14 protein-coding genes are annotated in these 20,838 nt (G+C 68.0%); 4 read left to right on the top strand and 10 right to left on the bottom strand.

All coding sequences use genetic code 11. The features are described from left to right. Positions 1 to 25 precede the first annotated feature (25 nt). From lolA to ald, 7 genes are all read right to left on the bottom strand, one after another. A complete protein-coding gene (lolA, locus tag ACLFRB_RS01435; protein WP_411067216.1) occupies positions 26 to 697 on the bottom strand; it encodes an outer membrane lipoprotein chaperone LolA in 672 nt (223 codons plus the stop codon). Positions 698 to 756: 59 nt separating this feature from the next. Continuing rightward, positions 757 to 3,111 carry a DNA translocase FtsK gene (locus ACLFRB_RS01430; protein ID WP_411067215.1) on the bottom strand — a complete coding sequence of 785 codons (2,355 nt, stop codon included), beginning with the start codon at positions 3,109 to 3,111 and terminating at the stop codon, positions 757 to 759. A 75-nt stretch (positions 3,112 to 3,186) separates the two neighbouring features. Next, positions 3,187 to 6,558 carry a response regulator gene (locus ACLFRB_RS01425; RefSeq protein ID WP_411067214.1) on the bottom strand — a complete coding sequence of 1,124 codons (3,372 nt, stop codon included), beginning with the start codon at positions 6,556 to 6,558 and terminating at the stop codon, positions 3,187 to 3,189. Positions 6,559 to 6,567: 9 nt separating this feature from the next. Further along, complete coding sequence (locus ACLFRB_RS01420; RefSeq protein ID WP_411067213.1) at positions 6,568 to 8,007, bottom strand: methyl-accepting chemotaxis protein; 1,440 nt, start codon at positions 8,005 to 8,007, stop codon at positions 6,568 to 6,570. Positions 8,008 to 8,073: 66 nt separating this feature from the next. Beyond that, complete coding sequence (locus tag ACLFRB_RS01415) at positions 8,074 to 8,526, bottom strand: chemotaxis protein CheW (RefSeq protein WP_411067212.1); 453 nt, start codon at positions 8,524 to 8,526, stop codon at positions 8,074 to 8,076. Then, a complete protein-coding gene (locus tag ACLFRB_RS01410) occupies positions 8,527 to 10,791 on the bottom strand; it encodes an ATPase, T2SS/T4P/T4SS family (RefSeq protein ID WP_411067211.1) in 2,265 nt (754 codons plus the stop codon). Between the two features lie 78 nt (positions 10,792 to 10,869). Beyond that, positions 10,870 to 11,976: an alanine dehydrogenase gene (gene ald / locus ACLFRB_RS01405; protein ID WP_411067210.1), complete on the bottom strand. Its 1,107-nt coding sequence runs from the start codon at positions 11,974 to 11,976 to the stop codon at positions 10,870 to 10,872. 149 nt (positions 11,977 to 12,125) lie between these two features. Here ald and trxB point away from each other — a divergent pair, with 149 nt between their 5' ends. Both trxB and ACLFRB_RS01395 read left to right on the top strand, forming a co-directional pair. Then, the gene (gene trxB / locus ACLFRB_RS01400; protein WP_411067209.1) at positions 12,126 to 13,061 is read left to right on the top strand and encodes a thioredoxin-disulfide reductase; all 936 of its coding nucleotides are present in this window, start codon (positions 12,126 to 12,128) and stop codon (positions 13,059 to 13,061) included. Beyond that, the gene (locus tag ACLFRB_RS01395) at positions 13,040 to 13,600 is read left to right on the top strand and encodes a Smr/MutS family protein (protein WP_411067208.1); all 561 of its coding nucleotides are present in this window, start codon (positions 13,040 to 13,042) and stop codon (positions 13,598 to 13,600) included. The genes trxB and ACLFRB_RS01395 overlap by 22 nt, the downstream gene beginning before the upstream one ends. Before the next feature lie 63 nt (positions 13,601 to 13,663). On the opposite strand, the gene truD is transcribed toward ACLFRB_RS01395, so the two are convergent. From truD to ispD, 3 genes are read right to left on the bottom strand one after another with little or no spacing between them, the layout of a single operon-like run. Then, entirely contained in the window at positions 13,664 to 14,740 is a 1,077-nt protein-coding gene (gene truD / locus ACLFRB_RS01390) for a tRNA pseudouridine(13) synthase TruD (protein WP_411067207.1), read from the bottom strand. Next, positions 14,737 to 15,213, bottom strand: coding sequence for a 2-C-methyl-D-erythritol 2,4-cyclodiphosphate synthase (gene ispF, locus ACLFRB_RS01385; RefSeq protein WP_411067206.1), 477 nt, complete (start codon positions 15,211 to 15,213; stop codon positions 14,737 to 14,739). Before ispF ends, truD begins: the two co-directional genes overlap by 4 nt. Next, the gene (gene ispD, locus ACLFRB_RS01380) at positions 15,213 to 15,920 is read right to left on the bottom strand and encodes a 2-C-methyl-D-erythritol 4-phosphate cytidylyltransferase (protein WP_411067205.1); all 708 of its coding nucleotides are present in this window, start codon (positions 15,918 to 15,920) and stop codon (positions 15,213 to 15,215) included. The genes ispF and ispD overlap by 1 nt, the downstream gene beginning before the upstream one ends. Before the next feature lie 194 nt (positions 15,921 to 16,114). Between ispD and mfd the strand changes: the two genes are divergently transcribed. After that, positions 16,115 to 19,618 (top strand): transcription-repair coupling factor, encoded by a 3,504-nt coding sequence (mfd, locus tag ACLFRB_RS01375; protein ID WP_411067204.1) that lies wholly within the window; start codon positions 16,115 to 16,117, stop codon positions 19,616 to 19,618. Between the two features lie 30 nt (positions 19,619 to 19,648). Then, on the top strand, positions 19,649 to 20,821 hold the full coding sequence (gene serB / locus ACLFRB_RS01370) for a phosphoserine phosphatase SerB (protein ID WP_411067203.1): 1,173 nt from the start codon (positions 19,649 to 19,651) through the stop codon (positions 20,819 to 20,821). Positions 20,822 to 20,838: the final 17 nt, after the last annotated feature.

Here is a 20,838-nt window from a genome sequence, read left to right as displayed (position 1 = left end):
GGAACGAGGTGCTGCATGGATAAGCTCATCCGTTAGGTCCGCCCCCGCCGAGAACATCGGCGTCGGGAGGTGGCTGGAAATTGAAAAGGTCTGCATCAAGTGCGGGATTCACGCGGATGTTCTCGAACCGGAGACGGGTGCGGTTCTCGAAGGGGTCGGTGAAAACGAACTCCCGCAGTCGCACCGGATCCGCCTCCAGCCCCACCCGGGCCAAACGGAAGCCCGCCTCTTCCCGATCCCGGGGAACCAGCTCTACCCAGGCCAGGCCATCCTCCGTTCCGGCATCGCGGATCTCGAACTGGCGGCTGAGGTCCCCGCTCCCGGACAGGACGCTGCTCGGGGTGTGCCCCAGGCCCTGGGTGAAATCGCGAACAGTAACCTGCTCCATCTCGGGATCGTAAAACTGGACCGTCTCCCCGTCGGCGACGATCTTCTGGGGATGGGGTTCCCTGTACTCCCAGCGGAACCGGTCAGGTTGTTCGATCCACACCTCTCCCTGGCTGCGCTCCTGGACCTCCCCATCAGGGCCCGTTACCCGCTGGCTGAAATCCGCCCGAAGGGAACGGGTCTCTTCGTAGAACCGCTCCAGACGCTCAAGCCCCGACGGGGCATCGGCGGAGGCCGCTAGGGGGATAGCCAGAAGGGCCGCCAGTACCAGGACGGCTGGGTGCCGTAATGATCCTCGGAAACCATCCATAACGGGAAGGATGCCTGCGCCTCCTGAACGTGGTGAGCGATAGCTGGCGGTCGGAAGGATCAGCCCTCCACGGGGGGCGGGGCAAGAACCTCCCGACTGCCATTGGACTGCTGCGGTCCCACCACGCCGGAGCGCTCCATGGCGTCGATGAGCCGCGCTGCCCGATTGTAGCCCACCCGCAGGCGCCTTTGCACGTTGGAGATGGAGGCCCGGCGCGACTCGGTGACGATCTGCACGGCTTGGTCGTAGAGGGGATCGGTCTCGGCGTCCTCTCCACCGTCTTCCCCAACCGCCCCGCCGCCCTCGTCGGGATCGGCCAGCACCGCTTCGTCGTACTCCGGGGCTCCCACCGCTTTCAGGTGGCCCACCACCCGCTCCACCTCTTCGTCCTCCACGAAGGCGCCGTGCACCCGCCGAGGGGCGCTGTAGGAGGCCGGGAAGAACAGCATGTCGCCCTTGCCCAGGAGCTGCTCGGCCCCGCCCTGGTCGAGGATGGTGCGGGAATCCACCCGCTGGTTCACCTGGAAGGAGATGCGGGCGGGGATGTTGGCCTTGATCAGGCCGGTGAGAACGTCCACCGAAGGCCGCTGGGTGGCCAGGATGAGGTGGATGCCGGCGGCCCGGGCCTTCTGGGCCAGCCGTGTGATGGACTCCTCCACCTGCTTGCCGGCAACCATCATGAGATCCGCCAGCTCGTCCACCACCACCACGATCCAGGGCTGGGGCTCCAGCTCGGGTCCTTCGTGGACGCCGTCGGTGGAAGGGCCGCGCAGAGGGTCCCCCGCCTCCCGGGCGTCGCGGATCCGCTGGTTGTAGGCCGCCAGGGACCGCACTCCCACGTGCGCCATGAGCTGAAAGCGCCGCTCCATCTCGGCGATGCACCACTTGAAGGCGTTGGCCGCCTCGCTCATGTCGGTGACCACCGGCGCAAGCAGGTGCGGGATGCCGTCGTAGACGGACAGCTCCAGCATCTTGGGGTCCACGAGGATTAGCCGGACATCTTCGGCCGAGGCCTTGTAGACCAGGGACAGGAGCATGGAGTTGATGCCCACGGATTTGCCCGCGCCGGTGGTTCCGGCCACCAACAGGTGGGGCATGGCGCCCAGGTCGGTGACCACCGGGGCGCCGGCGATATCGGCGCCGAGGGCCAGGGTCAGAGGCGATTGGGCCTCCTGGAAGGCGTCGGACTGGATGATCTCCCGGATCCGCACCATCTCCCGCTGGGCGCGCGGCACCTCCAGGCCGATCACCGGCTTGCCCGGCACGTTCTCCACCACCCGGACGCTCTGCACGGCTAGGCTCCGGGCCAGATCCTTGGCCAGATTGGTAACCTTGTTGACCTTGGTCCCGGGCGCCAGCTCGAGCTCGAAGCGGGTTACCACCGGTCCGGAATGGTACTCGGTAACCGAGGCGGAGACGTTGAAGTCGGCCAGACGCTCCTCTAGCAGACGGGCCTGTTCGTCCAGGCCTTCCTCCGCACCCCGCCCCCCACCGCTGGCAGCGGCGTCGAGCAGTTCAAGGCTCGGGTACGGGGATTCGGGGATGCCCTTGGCTGCCTTCTCGGCGGCCTTTTTGGCCTTTTTCTTCTGCTTGGACGGAACGGGCGGGGCCTCGGGCTCCGGCCTCTCCTCGGGAACAGATTCCGCCTCCAGGGACTCGAGAGCCGGGGGCTCATCCAGGATGCGTGGAGCGGACTCGGCAACCTCGGTAGCCGGACCAGCCGGTTCCAGGCTGTTGCCAGGACGGTCTCCCACGGACCGGGCCGGACGGGGGCTTCCAAAGAGTCGGGGCCGTCGACGCAGTCCACCGGCCAGGCGCCTTCCGAGCTGCCCCAGAGCACGCCCGGAGCGACGCAGGGACCGGTTCACCGCTCGGCCCACCCCCACGGTGGACCGTCCGGTGGCCTCCAGGACCTCCACCCAGGAACGGCCGGAGGCGGCCATAAGGCCGAGAATCAAAAGGCCGGCGAGGGTCAGGCCGGTTCCGGGCACGTTCAGGTAAGGAACGAGGAGGGAGCTCAATAGCATCCCCAGGATCCCCCCGGACCCGGTGTCTCCGAGCCAGGGGTAGGGGTCCGGCCAGAGCAGGTGCAGCAAGGCAGCAGCGGCCGGAAGGAAGGCCAGGGTGCCGAGCCACCGGATAACGGCTTGCCGCCGGTCCCAGCGGCCGAGCAGGTTCCTTCCCCCCTGCAGCACCACCGCCAGCACCAGAAGGTAGGCCCCCAGCCCCAGGAAGCGGTACAGGACGTCGGCCAGATAGGCCCCCACCGGGCCAGCGGCGTTGTGCACGTCGGAGCCACTGGCTACGGACCAGCTGGGATCCGCAGGATGGTAGGTAACCAGGGCCAGAGTGGCGAATCCTGCCGCAACCAGCAGGACAATGGCGAGACTGTCACGGAGGAGGGGAACACGCATACCGCCTAGGCAACCCCGGGGCGAACGGGACATGGCGCGGGAACTGTACGTTCCAAGAAGGAACAGGCACAGGACTCAAACATAAAGCTGCTCGAGGCGGCTGCGAATCTCTTCGATCAAGTTCCCGGACTGCAGGTCCATCTTATTGAGGAAACCGTCCGCGCCGAGGTGCTGTGCGGTCCCTCGGTCCTCATCGCTGTCCCGGGAGGTGACCATGAAGACCGGCAGGCTGCGGAAACGGCTGTCGTCACGCAGCTTGCGCAGCAGATCGTAGCCATCCATGCGGGGCATCTCCACATCGGAGATGACAATGTCGGGGTATTTCACCTCCATGCGGTCGAGGGCATCGAGGCCGTCCACGGCCGTGTCCACCTCCATTCCGGCATTCTCCAGCACCGCCCGCTCCATCTGCCGGGCCAGAGGGGAGTCCTCAACCAGCAGCACGCGGAGGCCACGCAGGGGGTCATCGGGCAAACGCTCGCTCGACTGCAGGGACAGAGGGGCCGTCCGTTCCATTTCCTTGATGCCGGTGGGCTCCAGCAGCAGCTGAACCTCGCCGGCGCCGGAGATGGTGGTGCCGATCAGCCCCTGCACGGAATGCCGGCGGAGGTAGCCGCTGACATCCTTGACAACCGCCTGGGTCTCCTCGATGACATCGTCCACCACCAGCCCAATGTACCCCTCCAGGTGCCGCACCACCACCAGTCGCAGGTTCGGCGTCTCCTGGATCTCGTCGCTGCTGGTTGCAAACAGCTCGCTTAGCCAGGTAGCGGGCACTTGGTTGCCATGGTATTGGAAATGACGCTGGCCCCGGGATTCGGTAAGCACCACTTCATTGAGGCCAAGGATGCGCTCCACCTGGTTGGCGAGCACCCCGTAGACCTCATCCCCGACCCGGAACTTCAACACACGTTGCACGGCGGTGGAAACTGGAATATTGAGCGTGAAGGTGGTCCCCTTCCCCACCTCCGAATCCACCTGGATGGAGCCGGTCATCCGTTGGACAGCGTCCCGGACAGCGTTCATTCCGATCCCTCGCCCGGAGATCTGGCTGACCTCCTCCTTGGTGGAGAAACCGGGACGAAAGAGCATCTGGAGGAGGTCGTAGGGGAGCATGCTCTCGGCTTCCGCCGCGGTAGTCACCCCGGTTCGAATCGCCGTCTCCCGGACCTTTTCGTAATCGATGCCGCGGCCATCGTCGGATACGGAGATGGCAACTTCACCGCCGATGTGCTCGGCCCGGACCCGGATGTGTCCCACCGGATCCTTGCCGGCGCCCTCGCGTTCGTCGGGATCCTCGATGCCGTGGGAAATGGCGTTGGTCACCAAATGGACAAGGGGCTCGAGGAGCGCGTCCACGTTCTTGCGCTCAAGCTCGATCTCGCTGCCCTCGATGGAGAGCTCCACCCGTTTCTGAAAGCGCTGGGCCAGATCCCGGGCGGAACGGGGCAGCACGGAGAAGATGGTGCCCAGCGGGGAGACCATGAGCGCCATGACCCGCTGGTGGATTTCGTCGTACAGCCCATGCCGGGCAGCGATGTCCAGCTCGGTTTCCTGGCGGAATCGGTTCAGGGCTTGGGAAAGGTTCTCCAGCTGGTTGGCGAGGCTCCTCTGCTGCTGCACGAGGGGCCCCGATTCGGGGAGCTCCCCCTCCAGCAGTTCCCACTGGCTCCGCAGGGCGCGGAAGTCGGAGATGATCTGGTCCATCTCGGCCCGGCGATCCTCCTGCGTGGCCCGGTCCATTGCCAGCCCGATCACCCCCTCACTCAGGCGTTCGAGGCGCTGGGCGCTGACCCGCATCGTCCCGCGCCCCGTGCTGGCGGAGCGCGCCTTCCCGGGCTCAGCCTGCGGGCCTCCGGTGGGAGGGGCGGGAGCCTCTGTGGATGGTTCCTCGGGAGGAGGCTTGGGCGCTTCCGTCGCGCCGGCGGGCGCGGGGTCGCGCTCGGTTTCGGATGGCCCCTCCTCCAGGCGCTTGCGCCATCCTGGCACGTCCACTCGTGGCCGGTCTTCGTCGAGGACCTGATCTGTGGCATCGCGCAGAACGTCGTGGAGGCCCAGCAGGCCCCCGACATCCCCCCTCCCCCCCGAAGCCAGGGTTTCTAGACCCTCCTCAAGAAGCTCCGCGCCGCCGCCAATGTCCTCGACCCCCAGCATGTTGGCCGACCCCTTCAGGCTGTGGGCCTTCTGCCGCATGGCATCGAGACGCTCCTCGTCCAGCTCCCCCTGCTCTGCTTTCAGCAATCCGTCCTGAATCAGGGCCAGCTCCTCCAGGGCCTCACCCTGGAAGCCTTCCAGGAAGGCGGAGACATCCATCCCCGCACCTTTGCGCGAGGTGGCACGGCCCCCGGTGTCCCCGGATTGGGCGATGGCGGGAACCTCGTCATCTTCCTCGGGGGGCGCTGCTTCCGTCTCCCTCGGTTGCGCCACAGAGGGCTTTTCCGTGTCTCGGGGAGCGGTCTCTGCCTGGTCCGCGGGTCCCTGCCCGGCCTGAATGAGCCCCCATTGCTCCAGGAGGTCCCGAGCCTGGCGGATCTTTTGCTGGTCCAGAGGACGCCCGTCGGCTTCCCCGGCGTAGTCGACCCGGAGGCGGACCCGGTGAGCCAGGTTCTGCAGAAGCTCCCCGAGAGAGGCCGGAAGTCCCCCTACGGCCGGGGATTCCAGAACGCCGGCGATCAGGTCGACCCCCTCTGCCGCATCCTCTAGCCCGTCCTGACGCAGAGAAACGGCCAGGCCGTCGATGCGTTCCAGGAAGGAATCGGACGCGGCAGCCATGGGGTCGCCGGAGCCGAGGACTTCCTGGATGCCGTCCAGGATGGCCGCGGTCTCGTCGCGCACATCGGCAAGGGGCTCGGGCACCCCTATGCTTGCCGCCTCCTGAAGATCGCTTCTTTCCGGACCCCCGGGAGTCTCGGCGGGCACGGGATCGGGCTCAGAACCCGGGTCGGACCCGGAGGGCGGAGCAGACGCGGCCTCCGGGTCCGCCTCCTCCTGGGGGGAGCCGGGCTCTCCGACCACCGCCGCATCTTGCGGCTGCGGCGCCTCGGGCTGTTCGTCCTCCTGGCCTTCCAGGCTCTCCAGCTGCTCCCGCAGGCCGTCGGCGTCAAGGGGCTGGGCGTCCGGGGCATCGGCATGCCCGATCCGGGAGCGGAGGGCATCCACCACCTGGAACATGAAATCCGTATAGGCACGATGGGGCGCGGCGGTCCCGTCGCGCAGGTAGGCGAAGGCATCCTCCAGGACATGGGCGGACTCCCCGATGTCCCGCAGCTGGAGCATATTCGCGGAGCCCTTCACCGAATGGGCATCCCGGCGTAGGCGCTCCATCTGGTCCGCGTCCACCCCACCCTTCTCCAGTTCCACGAGGGTGGATTCGATGGCGTGAAGGCGCTCTTCGGCTTCCTCTTGGAAGCCGGCGATGAAAGCTGAGAAGTCGAATCCGGAGGCCATCGGGTGCCCTTAAAGCTCCCGGTTCATGCGGTCCGTAACCTCGCTCATGCGATAAGCGATCTCCTCGGACTGCTTAAGGCCCTTGGTGGTCTCCTGGAGCTTGGCGGAGATGTCCTCGAGCTGTTGCCGGACTTCGGCCGTGGAGGCGTCCTGCTCCTCGGTGGAGGTAGCGATCTGCTGGGTGGCCTGGGCGGTACGGTCCGTCATTTCCAGAATCCCGGACAGGGCCTGCCCGGCCTGCTTGGTCATCTCCACCCCCTGCTCCACGGATTGCACACCCGCCTCCGTAGCCTCGATGGAGGATTCGGTGGAGGAGCGCACCTCCTGCATGAGGCGGTTGGCCTCGTCGGTGAACTCCCGGGTGCGCTCGGCGAGGCGGCGGACCTCCGCGGCGACCACGCCGAAGCGCTGACCGTACTCGCCGGCCGCCGCCGACTCGATGGCGGCGTTCAGGGCGAGCATATGGGTTTCGTCGGCGATCTCGTCAATCGAGGCCACCGCGTCGGCGATCTGCTGGGCCTTGGTGCCCGTATGGGTGATCTTGTTGTTGATGTCGCGCACCCCGTTGCGGATCTCGTCCATGGAGCGCACCACCCGTTCCACGTCCTTGGCGCCGTTGCGGGCGGTCTCCCGGGTCTCTCGCGCCACCTCGTCCACGGAGGAGGCCGACTGGGCAATGTCCCTCGACACGCCGCTCATCTGCTCCATGGACTGGGTCATGGTGCCCATGGCCTGCTCCAGCTCGGAGGTGAAGCGGACCTGGGCCTCCATGGACCCCAGAATGGCGGAGGATTCCTCCTGCACCCGCGAACGGATGTCCTCTACGGTGCGCCGGATCCAGCCCACCATGAAGAGGGTCAGGGGCAGCGCGACCAGGATGGCGGCCCCGGTAACGCCCAGGCTTCCGAGAATGGCGAACTGCGACTGATCCTGCACGTCTTCCTGCAGGCCCTCAGCCCTTTGGGTCAGGGTGCCCCGCAGGTCGTCGGACTTGTCCTTGGCGAGATAGACCAGGGATTCCGCAATGGTAGCCATGGATTCCTCGGTGGAGGTGATCTCGTCCACCTCGAGGATCTGGGACCCAGTGGATTCGATATTCTCAACCAGATCCTTGACTTCCTTGATATTGGTCTGGGCCTTCTCCGGGAGATCTGGAATCTCCTCCACCTTCTGCATGGCCTGGCGGTAGTTCTGGAGCTCCTCCTCAAAGGTTTCCCGGTGCTCGGGGTCTTGGGACTGCAGGTAGCCGTTCATGGGCGGCAAAAGGCCCACCAAGGCCAGCTGCATCCGGGTCACCGTCTCGGCTTGAAGGTTCGACTGGGAATAGTCCTCCAAGAGCCGGGCCTGCTTGTCCTGAACCAAGTAGGTTACGGCTACGATCAGCACCCAAAGCAAGAGGACGGCGCTGATCCCCAGCAGGATCCGTTGCCTGATGTTAAGCGTGGACATGCATCATCCCTTTATTGATTGCCCCTGCCGGGCTTATGGCCCCAGGGGGCCCCGCCCATTTGCCATTCATTTCAAGAGCCGCTCGACGGAGAGATTCACCACGGGATTTCCGCGCCACCTGAAGAAGCCCGAGGCATTCGCCCGCACTCCGGGAGGCAGCTCCACCTCGATGGAGTCCAGATCCAGTGGAGCGACCAGGACAATGTCCTCCACCGTATCGACATCAAGTCCCACCTGCTCCTCCTCGTCTTCCACCAGCAGGAAGCGCCGCGGCCCCCCCTCCAGCTCAAGACCGAGCAGATGACGAAGATCCAGGACCGTAAGGATCCGACCTTGGATGTGGGTCAGGCCCATCACCGCCTCCGGCGCCATAGGCACACGGGTCAAGGAGACGGCCTCCATGGATCCTGCGGAGCGCTCCAGCGGAATAGCGAAATACCATCCCCCGAGGCCCACGATGGTGAAGCGGCCCTCCGCTTGCCCCACCCCGGCCCCGTAGCCTTCCTGAACCGCAGCCACTTAGGACACCACCTGTTGGGGCAGATCATCATCCTGTCCGGGGACCTTGCCACCTTCGCCGTAGAACTGGCGGTAGGTGGCCAGGATCTTCTTCACCCGGGCTGTGAGGGTCATGGGCTCGATGGGCTTGTTGATGAAATCGTCCGCGCCGTGGCCGAGCACCCCTGCCTCGGTCTCCTCGCCTTCCTGGGAGGTGAGCACCACCACCGGAATCCGGGCGAGGCTGGGATCCCCCTTGATCTTCTGGGTCAGCTCGTCGCCGTCCATATTGGGCATTTGCATATCCGTGAGCACCAGGTCCGGCATCTCCTTGGAAACCACCTCGAGCCCTTCACGGCCATCCTCCGCCTGGATGACCCGGTAGCCTTCGCTCTCCAGCACGAAGCGGCTCATGTCCCGGATGGTCCGGGAATCGTCCACTACCAGGATGGTCTCGGGCTCGTCCGCCTCGCGCTCCTTTTTGCGGGTGGCGGTAAGACCCCGCTCGGACCAGGGCAAATCAGCCTGCTCCAGGAGCCGCTCGGCGTCAATGTTCACGCCCGTGGGCGAGCCCACCGTGTTGAGAACGTCGCCGAAGGCCACTGCCCCACGCATGGCCTTGACCAGACCGTCCTCGAACATCAGGTTCATGCCGGAGCGCCGGGCCAGCTCCACAAGATCGGCCTCGCTTGCTCCCCGGTTGATGCCCTCGACCACCTCCCGATCGGGGATGAGCATCTCGTAGACACCCATCCGGCCCTTCTTGCCCTGGCCGTCGCAGGTGGAGCAGCCCTGCCCCTCGTAGAAGGTGACGTGGTCCGGGATATTGTACTTTTTGCGGATCGCATCGCCGACATCCACCGGCTCGCTGCAGTCGGGGCAGTTACGCCGCAGCAGGCGCTGCGCGATCACTCCGGACAGGCTGGAGGAGATCAGATACCCCGGCACTTCCATTTCCAGAAGCCGGGTAACCGCGCCTGCAGCGGAGGTGGTGTGCAGGGTGGAGAACACCATGTGGCCGGTTTCGGCGGCTTCCAGCGCGATCTCGGCGGTCTCCTGGTCGCGGATCTCACCCACCATGATCACGTTAGGGTCCTGACGCAGGATCGACCGGAGTCCTGCGGCGAAGGTCATGCCGGCCTTGGCGTTCACGGGGACCTGGTTGATCCCTGGGAGCTGGAACTCCACCGGGTCCTCCACCGTGATGATGTTGATGTCCTCGGTATTGATGGCGGAGAGGACGGAGTACAGGGTTGTTGTCTTACCGGAGCCGGTGGGGCCGGTGACCAGCATCATGCCCTGGGGCTGGTGCATGATGTCCTCGATCTGCTCACGCTCCGCGCGCAGGAATCCTAGCACGTCCAGGTCCAGGCCGACGCCCCCCTGGTCGAGAATACGCATCACCACCTTCTCTCCCCAGAAGGTGGGCAGGGTAGAGACGCGGAGGTCCAGGGTCTTCTCGCCCATGCGCATCTTCAGCCGTCCGTCCTGGGGCCGGCGGGAATCGGAGATGTCCATGCCGCCCAGCACCTTGACCCGGGAGATGACGGGATTCTGGACCTTCTTAGGGAGCCGGCGAATCACCCGCAGGGCGCCATCGATCCGGAAACGCACCACCAGGGAATTCTCCGCCGATTCCAGATGGATGTCGGAGGCGCCCTTCTGGACCGCGCGGAAGAGGATCTCGTTGACCAGCTTGACCATGGGCGAGGAATTGCTCTCCTCCTCCACGCTGGCCTGGCTCTGTTCATCCTCGTTTCCGCCTCCCTCTTCCACCTCCATTTCGCTGATGGCTTCATCAATGGCGCTATCTTCCCCGCCTCCCATGAGGCCGGAACCCCCGGCCCCATAGACGTCGCCAAGGCGGTCTTCGATGGCCTTCTGGGGGGCATACACCGTCTGCACCGGTCGCCCCACATGGAAGCGCAGTTCGTCCACTAGACGGATGTTGTGGGCCTCGCGCATGGCGAGCACCACGGACCCGCGTCGCTGGCCGAGGGGGAGGACCTGGTATTTGCTGGCGATCTCGTAGGGGAGCAGGCTGGCCGCGTCCGAACGAATGGTGAGGTCGTTCAGGTTCACGAGGGGAATCCGGTACAGCTCGGACAGGATCGGAAGGAGATCCTCCTCCCGTACGTAGCCCTGCTTCATCAGGAATTCTTCGAAGGGCTCCTTGATCTCCTGCGCCTGCGACCGCGCACTGGCCAGGGTCTGCTCCTTCAGCAGGCCCTTCTCGACCAGCTTCGCGCCGAGATCCTGTTTTTTCCCTTTTTTGCCCGTCTCCATACACCCTTCCATCCTGATCCGCGCCAAGGCCCCGCCGGGAATCCCGAAGGCTTCCCTCCCCCTTTCGAGGGGCGCAGGCTATCCGGACAGGGAGGCGGCCACTTCCTGGTTGTGGATGCCTCCGCGGACAACATTGAGCGCAGCGTCCATGTCCGGGGCTTGTCTCACAGCCCCCTCCAAATCGTTCAAGGGCATTCTTGCCAACTTTTTGGCGTATGGCAACAAGCGGGCCGAGAGGGACCGGCTGGCACTGAGCGGAACCGCGGCGGGGATGTTGGTCACGCCGAAATGGAGAACCCCCTCCTCGAGGAAGGTGGGGCGGGTATAGTCCGTGGGGCGCGTGGTCTCCACGCATCCCCCCTGGTCAACGGCCACATCGGCGATCACCGAACCCGGACGCATTGCGGCCACCTGGTCGCGGCTGACCACCGTGGGGGCCCGCGCGCCCGGGGAAAGGACCGCCCCCACCACCACGTCCGCCTCTCCCACGGCCTCGGAGACCGCGTCCTGATACGGATACAGCCCCGTGATCTGTCCGGGACCGTGCTTGGCCAAGTCTTCGGCCCGGTCCAGGTCCAGATCGAAGACATCCACCCGGGCGCCGGCAGCGCTCAGCAGCGCGGCGGCGCTGCTGCCGACGACCCCGGCCCCGAGCACGGCCACCCGGCCGCGCTCCGTCCCCGGCGCCCCCCCGAGGAGCAGCCCCTTCCCCCCTTGCGGCGCGTGCAGGAGGGTGATGGCGTACTGGGCGGCCACCTTGCCGGCGATGGCGCTCATGGGCGCCAGCAAAGGCAGGCGGCCGGCGTGATCCTCGAGGGTCTCGAAGGCGAACGCCGTCACCCCCCGATCCTGCAGGAACGCCGCCAGGTCGGGAACCGCCGCCAGGTGCAGGAAGCTGAACAAGACATGGTCGCTGCGGTAGAAGCCGTATTCCTCGGGGATCGGCTCCTTGACCTTGAGGATCAAACGACTGGCCGCGTAAAGATCCTCCGCGGAGCCCACCACCTCCGCGCCGGCCCAACGGAACGCCTCGTCTCCGAAGCCACTGCCGGTGCCGGCCCCACTCTCCACCCGGACCCGATGCCCCTCGCGCACCAGCTCGCCAACGGCCTCGGGGACGAGGGCCACCCGCCGTTCCTCGGGCTTGCGCTCGCGCGGGATGCCGATATCGATGCCTTGAGTCACGCAGCCTCCCCGGAAATGCCCTATCCGCCCCGTCAGCTTTACGCTGCCCGGGGCGCGTAGTATTTTCTAGATCCGCATCAAGGAGCACTCTAACGCCGTTCTCCAAGGGGTCCAAACCGCACCCCCCAACCGCTCTGGAGCCTTCTGGAATGCCCGAAACCCAACACCACCGCCTGATCATCCTGGGATCCGGCCCGGCCGGCTATACCGCCGCCATCTACGCCGCCCGCGCCAATCTCGACCCGGTCGTGATCCAGGGCATGGAGCCCGGCGGCCAGCTCATGACCACCACCGACGTGGACAACTGGCCCGGGGAGCCCGATGGGATCCAGGGACCGGAGCTCATGGACCGCATGAAGCGGCAGGCGGAGCGGTTCGACACCCGAATCATCTTCGACCACATCAGCGCCGCCGACCTGAACGAGCGCCCCTTCACCCTCAACGGCGACCAGGGCACCTATACCTGCGACGCCCTGATCGTCTCCACCGGGGCCTCCGCCCAGTACCTGGGGCTGCCCTCCGAGGAGGAGTTCAAAGGCAAGGGCGTCTCCGCCTGCGCCACCTGCGACGGCTTTTTCTACAAGGGTCAGAAGGTCATGGTGGTGGGAGGCGGCGACTCCGCCGTGGAGGAGGCCCTGTTCCTGGCCAACATCGCCGACCAGGTGACGGTGGTCCACCGCCGGGACGAGTTCCGCGCGGAGCGGATCATGCAGGAGAAGCTGTTCGAGAAGGACAACATCGACGTCCTGTGGAACACCGAGCTCGACGAGGTGCTCGGTGACAACATGGGCGTCACTGGGGCGCGGGTGCGCAACAACCAGTCCGGAGAGACCCAGGACCTGGACCTCCAGGGCGTGTTCATCGCCATCGGCCACAAGCCCAATACGGACATGTTCGGCAACGAGCTGGACATGGACCAAGCGGGCTTCATCAACACCGCCCCCGACAGCACCGCCACCAACATTCCCGGGGTGTTCGCCTGCGGGGACGTTCAGGACAAGCATTTCCGGCAGGCGATCACCGCCGCCGGTACCGGCTGCATGGCGGCCATGGAGGCCGACAAATGGCTGGAGAAAAACACCTAGACGACCGGACCCCGGACCTCGACCCCGAAGAGCGGGCGGTCTTTCGCGAGGCCGTGGCGGATGTGGCCCCCCTGAGCACGGATCGTGCCGTTCCCGAACGGCCGGCCCCGCCCCCGGTGGCCGCCCAGCGAGAGCGGGAGGCGGAGCAGGCGCGCCTGGACCTGGCCACCGGCGCCGCCGACCCCGAGCCCGCCGAGACCGGGGAGGAGGTCTTCTGGTGCCGGGAGGGGCTGCAGCGCCGCGTACGCCGTCGCCTGCGCACCGGCCAGGTGCCCGTGGAGGGCGCCATCGACCTGCATGGCCTGCGGGTGGAGGAGGCCCGGGAATCCCTGGGCGCCTTCCTTCACCAGTCCCTGGCCCGCGGGCGCCGCTGCGTCCGGGTGGTTCACGGCAAGGGGCTGCGCTCCCCCGGCGGTGAGGGGGTGCTCCGCGGCAAGGTGCAGAAATGGCTGGCCCGGCGAGAGGAGGTGCTGGCCTTCGCTTCCTGCACGGCCGTCGACGGGGGAACAGGGGCGGTCTACGTCCTGCTGAAAAAATAACTCAGGAAGGCGTGCTGACCCTGCAAGGAGCGGCTTCAGGGGCCCCCGCCGCAACCGGTTTCCCTACCCCGGGCTCCCCACGGAAATCACCTCACGCACCACCGCGGTGGCGAAGCTGCCCGCCGGCAGGAGGAAGCCGACCCACAGGCCCCCGGCATCGCTTTCCACCGAGCCGTCCCGGGGGACCACCCGCAAGGCTCGACGATGCCCCTTAACCTCCGCGACCCGCAGCCCCTCCAGGAGCCCCGGCTCCGCCGCCAGGATCCGGTCTTCCAGCTTCGCTGCCTCCCCCCTGGGCCCGGGCCCGTCCACGCCGGGCAGGGGCCCGCTGGGGTGCAGATCGCCGGCGTCCAGGCGTTGCGTCTCCGCCGCGGGATCCGTCACCACGAAACCGCTGTTCACGTCCGGGAACACGGCGTACTCCCCTTCGAGCAGACGCCCCCAGCTGCCCTCCCCGATCCGCGTTGCCAGGACCCGGTTGAACAGGTAGCTCCGCGCCGCCGAGAGGTAGAGCCCCCGCAGGCGACGGTCTGGCTGGGCCCCGCCCGCGAACAGTCGCCGCGCGCCGGCCAGGTTGCCCCCTTCCCGCCCGAAGCGCTGGGGACCGAAATAGTTGGGCACCCCCCGGGAAAGCACCCGCTCGAAGCGGGCGGCGGCCGCCTCCCGCCCCGCCGGGGCCAGGTGCAGCCGCAGGCGGAAGGCGTTGCCCGCGAGGGCGCCGCGCTTCAGCTTTTTCCGCACCCGATCCCCGGCCTCCACCCCCCAGCTCGGCCCGGCCCATTGCCGGGGGTCGTCGGCCACCTTCTCCGCCGGAACGGTGAAATGCTGCACCGCCACCGCGTACCGGTCCTTGAGACCCGCGTAGCCCACATCCCTGGGCCGGCATCCGGCCAGCCGGGCAAGGTCCTTGGCCACCCGGTCGGTGTTCACGCCGACCTTGCGGACCCGCAGGAGGAAATGGTTCCCCTCCCCTTCCGCCTCGAAGGGGAGGATCTCCGTGACCCGGAAGTCCTCCGGCTCCAGGCGGAACCGGCCCGGCGGGCGGAAGCCGGGATGGGCCACGGGCCAGGGGTCGTCGGGAAGGGATTCGGGCGATGGAGCGGCGGGGGGCACGGGGTCCCGGGCGCGGCCGGCGGTCACCGGGCCGGCTCCAGCAGGGCCACGGCCATGGCGGCGATGCCCTCTCCCCGACCGGTCCAGCCGAGGCGCTCGGTGGTGGTGGCCTTCACGTTGGCCCGGCCGGGGTCCACGCCGAGGTCGGCGGCCAGGTTGGCCTCCATCTCCGCCACGTAGGGGCCGAGCTTTGGCCGCTCGGCCACCACCGTGGCGTCCACGTTGCCAACGCGCCAGCCGCCCGCGGCCAGTTGCCCGGCCACGTCGCGGACGAACTCGCGGCTGTCCCGGCCGGCGTGGGCGGCGTCGGTGTCCGGGTAATGGCGCCCCAGGTCGCCAAGGCCGCCAGCCCCGAGGAGGGCGTCGCACACCGCGTGCAGCAGCACGTCGGCGTCGCTGTGGCCCGCCAAGCCAAGCTCGAAGGGAATGGGGACCCCGCCGAGGATGAGGGGACGGCCCTCCACGAGGGCGTGCACGTCGTAGCCCTGCCCCACCCGCATCACCGCGCTCCCAGGAACAGTTCGGCCAGGGCCAGGTCCTCGGGGCGGGTGACCTTGAGGTTGTCCTCTCGACCCACCACCACCTGCACCGGGTATCCGGCCCGCTCCAGGAGGCTGGCTTCGTCGGTGGCGGGCGCTGGGTTGTGGCGGGCCGCCTCCAGGGCCTCCTCCAGGATCCCTGCCGGGAACACCTGCGGGGTCTGGGCCCGCCAGAGGCCGGCCCGGTCCACGGTGGCCTCGATGCGGCCCTCTCCGTCCACCCGTTTCAGAGTGTCCGCCACCGGCACCGCCAGGATGGCCCCGGCGGTCTCGGCAGCCGCGCCGATCACGGCCCGGATCTCCTCGGCGCGGATGCAGGGGCGCACGGCGTCATGGATCAAAATCAGGTCCCGCGTGGTCCGATGGGTCAAGGCCGCGAGGCCGTTGGCGACCGAATCGGCGCGCTCCTTACCGCCCGCTGCCTCCGCGAGCAGCTTGGGGTGGCCCCCCAGGCGGTCGCGCACCGTGGGCCAATAGGGGTCGTCGGGGCGGATCACCGGCAGCACCGCGTGGATCTCCCCCTGGTCCAGGAGCCGTTCCAGGGTATGCTCCAGGATGGTCCGGCCGGCCAGCTCCAAGTACTGCTTGGGACGCTCGCTGCCCATGCGGGTGCCGATTCCGGCACCGGGCACGATCGCCCAGACGCGGCGCTCGTTGGTATCAGCCAAGGAAATGTCCTGCTCCGGGTCGTGGCTATGGCAATGGGAGAGTGAGTATAGCCCATGGCCCGGTGGATCGCATTGTGCTTATGCGGTCGTTGCGGGAAAATGGGTCCTTTTTCCCGCCGGGCCCGCCGGTGGGCGGCGCCCCGTATCGCTGCTTTCATCTCCAAGCCATCACCCAGCGGAACCAAAGAACGTCCATGCACCGGTCCTGCGCCATTCGCCTGCCGCTCCCCGAGTCGGGAAACGCCACCACCTGGGGCAACCTGCAGGGCGGCTCCGCCGCCCTGGCCGTGCTGTCCGCCTACCGGGAGCACGATGGGGCGCTCCTGGTGGTCTGCCGGGACATCCCCCAGATGCAGCGCTTTGCCGCGGAGCTGCGCTTCTACGGCGGGTCGGAGCTGGGCGGTCACGTCCACCTGTTCCCGCACGGCGAGACCCTGCCCTACGACACCTTCGCGCCCCACGCGGACCTGGTGAACCAGCGCCTGACCACCCTCTACCACCTCCACAACGGCGGCGGGGGGATCCTGCTGGCGCCCTGGGCCGCCCTCTCCCAGGCCCTGCCCCCTGCGGAGTTCCTGGACCGTTTCGCCCTCTGGATCCGGGTCGGTGACACCCTGGATCCGGAATCCTTCCGGGAGCGCCTGGACCGGGCCGGCTACCAAGCCGTCTCCCAGGTCAAGGAGCCCGGGGAATTCGCCATCCGCGGCAGCATCGTGGACCTGTTCCCGGCGGGCACCGAGCGGCCCATCCGCATCGACCTGTTCGACGAGGAGGTGGACAGCCTCCGCTATTTCGATCCGGAGACGCAGCTCACCACCGGCCAGGTGGAGGAGGTGCGGCTGCTGCCCGCCCGCGAGGTGCCGTTGGACGAGGAGGGCATCCAGCATTTCCGCAGCGCCTTTCGCACGCGCTTCGAGGGCGACCCCCACAACATTCCCCTGTACCGGGACGTCTCCCAGGGCCTGGCCCCCGGTGGCATCGAGTACTACCTGCCCCTGTTCTTCGAGCGCACCGCCACCCTCGCGGATTACCTGCCCCGCTCCGCGCTGGTGGCCCTGCCGGCCGGCCGGGAGGACATCGCCCGGGAATGGGACAGCGAGGTGCGGGAGCGCTTCACCATCCGCTCCAAAGACCCCCTGCGGCCCGTGCTACCCCCGGAGGAGCTGTTCCTGGATGCCGAGGCCGTGGAGGATCGGCTGGACGCCTTCAGCCGGGTGGAGCTCGCCCCCGAGCCCACCGGGGACCCGGGCCGCGATGCCCCGGTTGAGGCCCCGCACGCCTTCCCTGCCGCCCGGGAGCGCCACGCCGCCATCGATGAGCTGGCACGCTTCCTCACCGAGCACGGCGACACCCCCACCCTGCTGGTGGCAGAGAGCGCCGGCCGCCGGGAGACCCTGCGCGAACTGCTCGGGGAGCGCCACCTGATCCCCCACGAGGTGGCGGACTGGGACGAATTCTGCTCCCGCGCCGACAGCCTGGCCCTGACGGTGGGAAATCTGGAGCACGGGCTGGTGCTGCAGGATCCGGCGGTGCGCGTCATCCCCGAAGCGCAGATCTTCGGCGGCCGGGCCCCGCGCCCGGAGGCCCGCAAGCGGCAGCGGGACCCCGAGGCGGTGATCCGCAACCTGGGCGAGCTGGAGATCGGCAGTCCGGTGGTCCACGAGGACCACGGCGTGGGCCGATACCAGGGCCTCACCCGCCTGCCCAGCGGGGAGGGCTACGACAGCGACTACCTGGTTCTGGAGTACTCCGGCGGCGACAAGCTCTACGTGCCGGTGGACGCCCTGGACCGCATCAGCCGCTACACCGGCTCCGCCGAGGAGGAGGCGCCGCTGCACAAGCTGGGCGGCGACCAGTGGCGCCGCGCCAAGGCCCGCGCCAAGAAGAAGGCCCGCGACACCGCCGCCGAGCTGCTGGAGCTCTACGCCAAGCGGGCCGCCAAGGAGGGCTACGCCTTCCCCGCCCCCGACAGCGCCTACCACGAATTCGCCGCCGACTTCCCCTTCGAGGAGACCCCGGACCAGGAGAAGGCCATCGAGGAGGTGCTGGGCTCCATGCAGGCGCCCCAGCCCATGGATCGGCTGGTGTGCGGCGACGTGGGCTTCGGCAAGACCGAGGTGGCCATGCGTGCCGCCTTCCTGGCGGTGCAGGCCGGCAAGCAGGTGCTGCTGCTCACCCCCACCACCCTGCTCGCCCAGCAGCACCACGACAGCCTGCGGGACCGCTTCGCCAATCACCCGGTGCGCATCGAGCTGCTTTCGCGCATGCAGTCCCAGAAGGAGGTCAACCAGGCGCTGGAGGGGATCGAGGCGGGCAAGGTGGACATCGCCGTGGGCACCCACCGCCTGCTGCAGAAGGACGTGACCTTCAAGGACCTGGGCCTGGTGATCCTGGACGAGGAGCACCGCTTCGGTGTGCGCCAGAAGGAGCGCCTCAAGCGCTGGCGCGCCGAGGTGGACATGCTCACCCTCACCGCCACGCCCATCCCGCGCACCCTCAACCAGACCATGGCGGGGATCCGCGACATCTCCATCATCGCCACCCCGCCCGACGAGCGCCTGGCGGTGCGGACCTTCGTCTCCGAGTGGGACGACGCCCTGATCCGCGAGGCGATCCTGCGCGAGATCCGGCGCGGCGGGCAGGTGTACTTCCTGCACAACGAGGTGCGCACCATCGAGCGCACCCGGGAGCAGATCGAGAAGCTGGTGCCGGAGGCCACCATCCGTGTGGCTCACGGGCAGATGCGCGAGCGGGAGCTCGAGGACGTCATGTCCGACTTCTACCACCAGCGCTTCAACGTGCTGGTGACCACCACCATCATCGAGTCGGGCATCGACATCCCCAGCGCCAACACCATCATCATCAACCGCGCCGACCGCTTCGGCCTCGCCCAGCTCCACCAGCTGCGCGGCCGGGTGGGCCGCTCCAGCCACCGGGCCTACGCCTACCTCATGGTCAACAGCCGCCAGGGCCTCACCGCCGACGCCGAGAAGCGCCTGGAGACCATCGAATCCCTGGAGGACCTCGGCGTGGGCTTTCTCATCGCCAACCACGACCTGGAGATCCGCGGCGCCGGCGAGATCCTCGGCGAGGAGCAGAGCGGCCACATTGACGCCGTGGGCTTCGAGACCTACGTGGAGCTGCTCAACGAGGCCATCGAGGACCTCAAGGCGGGCCGCGGCGTGGACATGGACACGGAGCTGGAGGAGGAGGACCACGGCATCCAGGTCCACCTCCACCTGCCTACCCTGATCCCCGAGGACTACCTTCCCGACGTCCACGAGCGCCTCGTCCTCTACAAGCGCATCGCCTCCGCTCCCGACCGCGAGACCCTGCAGAATCTGCGCGAGGAGATCGTGGACCGCTTCGGCCGGCTGCCGGATTCCACCAGCCACCTCCTGGAGGTGGCCCAGCTCAAGCTCCAGGCCCGGACCCTCGGCATCGAGCGCCTGGAGGCAGGCCCCGTGGGCGGTCGCGTGGTGTTCTCCCACCGGCCCCGGGTGGGCCCGGACCGCCTGGTGGCGCTCCTTCAGGAGGATCCCCAGCGCTACGCCCTGCACGGCGACCGCGAGCTGCGCGTCAAGGCGGACTGGGGTGAGCCCTCCGCGCGCATCGAGGGCGTCCGCCAGCTCCTGGCCCTTCTGGCAAGCGATCAGGCGGCCCCGGAGACCCCGGCAGCGGCCCCGCAGACCGACTGACCCCCCCAGTTCCCATTCCAGGAGACCCACATGGCCCAGCATGCGTACCGGATCAATGCCTTCTCCGCCGCGCCCGGCTCCGACCCCGGCGCCGCCCTGCAAGGCCTGGACGGGCTAGCCGGCCCGGTGGAAACCCTGGGTTTCGGGGACTTCCGCCTGGCGGTGGGGACGGTGGAGAGCCTTCCGGACCCCACCGGGGAAGCGCTTGACCGGTTTCTGGGCGAGGCCTTGGCTGCCTCCGGAACGGCCTATGGATGGCGGGTCGCCCGGCACGGAGACCGTTCCTTCCGGGCGGTGGCCCTGGGAGGGGACCTGGACGGGACCCGACTGATGGAGGTGGCGGAGGCCCTGAACGGACAGGGCCTGGTTGTCACCGGCCTGCGCACCCTCTCGGAGAGCTACGCCGCCGTGGAGCTGACCCTCGCCGGCCCCGCCGCCGAGCCCCACGAGCTGACCCGGGCCCTGCGCCCCGCCGCGGAAGAGGCTGGGGTGGACCTGGCGGTGCTGCCGCCCCGGGATGAGCAGCCGGAGCCCGGCCTGCTGATGATGGACATGGATTCCACCCTCCTGGCCGTGGAGTGCATCGACGAGATCGCCGAGCACGCCGGCGTCAAGGACCAGGTGGCGGCCATCACCGAGCGGGCCATGAACGGCGAGCTGGACTTCAGGGGCAGCCTGATCGAACGGGTCAAGATGCTGGAGGGGCTGCCCGAGGATGTGCTGGAATCGGTGTACCGGGAGCGCATCGTGGCCAATCCCGGCGCCCGGCGCCTGGTGGAGACCGCAAGGGGCATGGGAATTCGGGTAGCCGTGGTGTCGGGCGGCTTCACCTTCTTTACCGACCGCCTGAAGGACGAGCTCCGCCTGGATTACACCGACGCCAACGTGCTGGAGGTGGCCGAGGGCCGGCTGACGGGCCGGGTTCTGGGCGAGATCGTGGATGGCGCGCGCAAGGCCACCAACCTTCGCGAGCTCCGCGATCGGCTGGGCCTGCGGGCGGATCAGCTCATCGTCTTGGGCGACGGGGCCAACGACCTCCCCATGATCGCCGAGGCGGGCCTGGGCCTGGCCTTCCACGCCAAGCCCAAGGTGCGGGAACGGGCCCCCTACAACCTCATCCACAGCTCCCTGGACGGGGCCCTGTATCTCCTGGGGCTCACCGACGCGCAAATCGACCGGCTTCGCCAAGCCGCGGAAACCTGACCAATCCCTGCGGAGGG

This window comes from Thiohalorhabdus sp. (assembly GCF_046545655.1).
Lineage (GTDB): Bacteria > Pseudomonadota > Gammaproteobacteria > Thiohalorhabdales > Thiohalorhabdaceae > Thiohalorhabdus.
The sequence above is the reverse complement of the archived record's forward strand: the minus strand, read 5'-3'. Positions and strand labels throughout refer to the sequence as shown.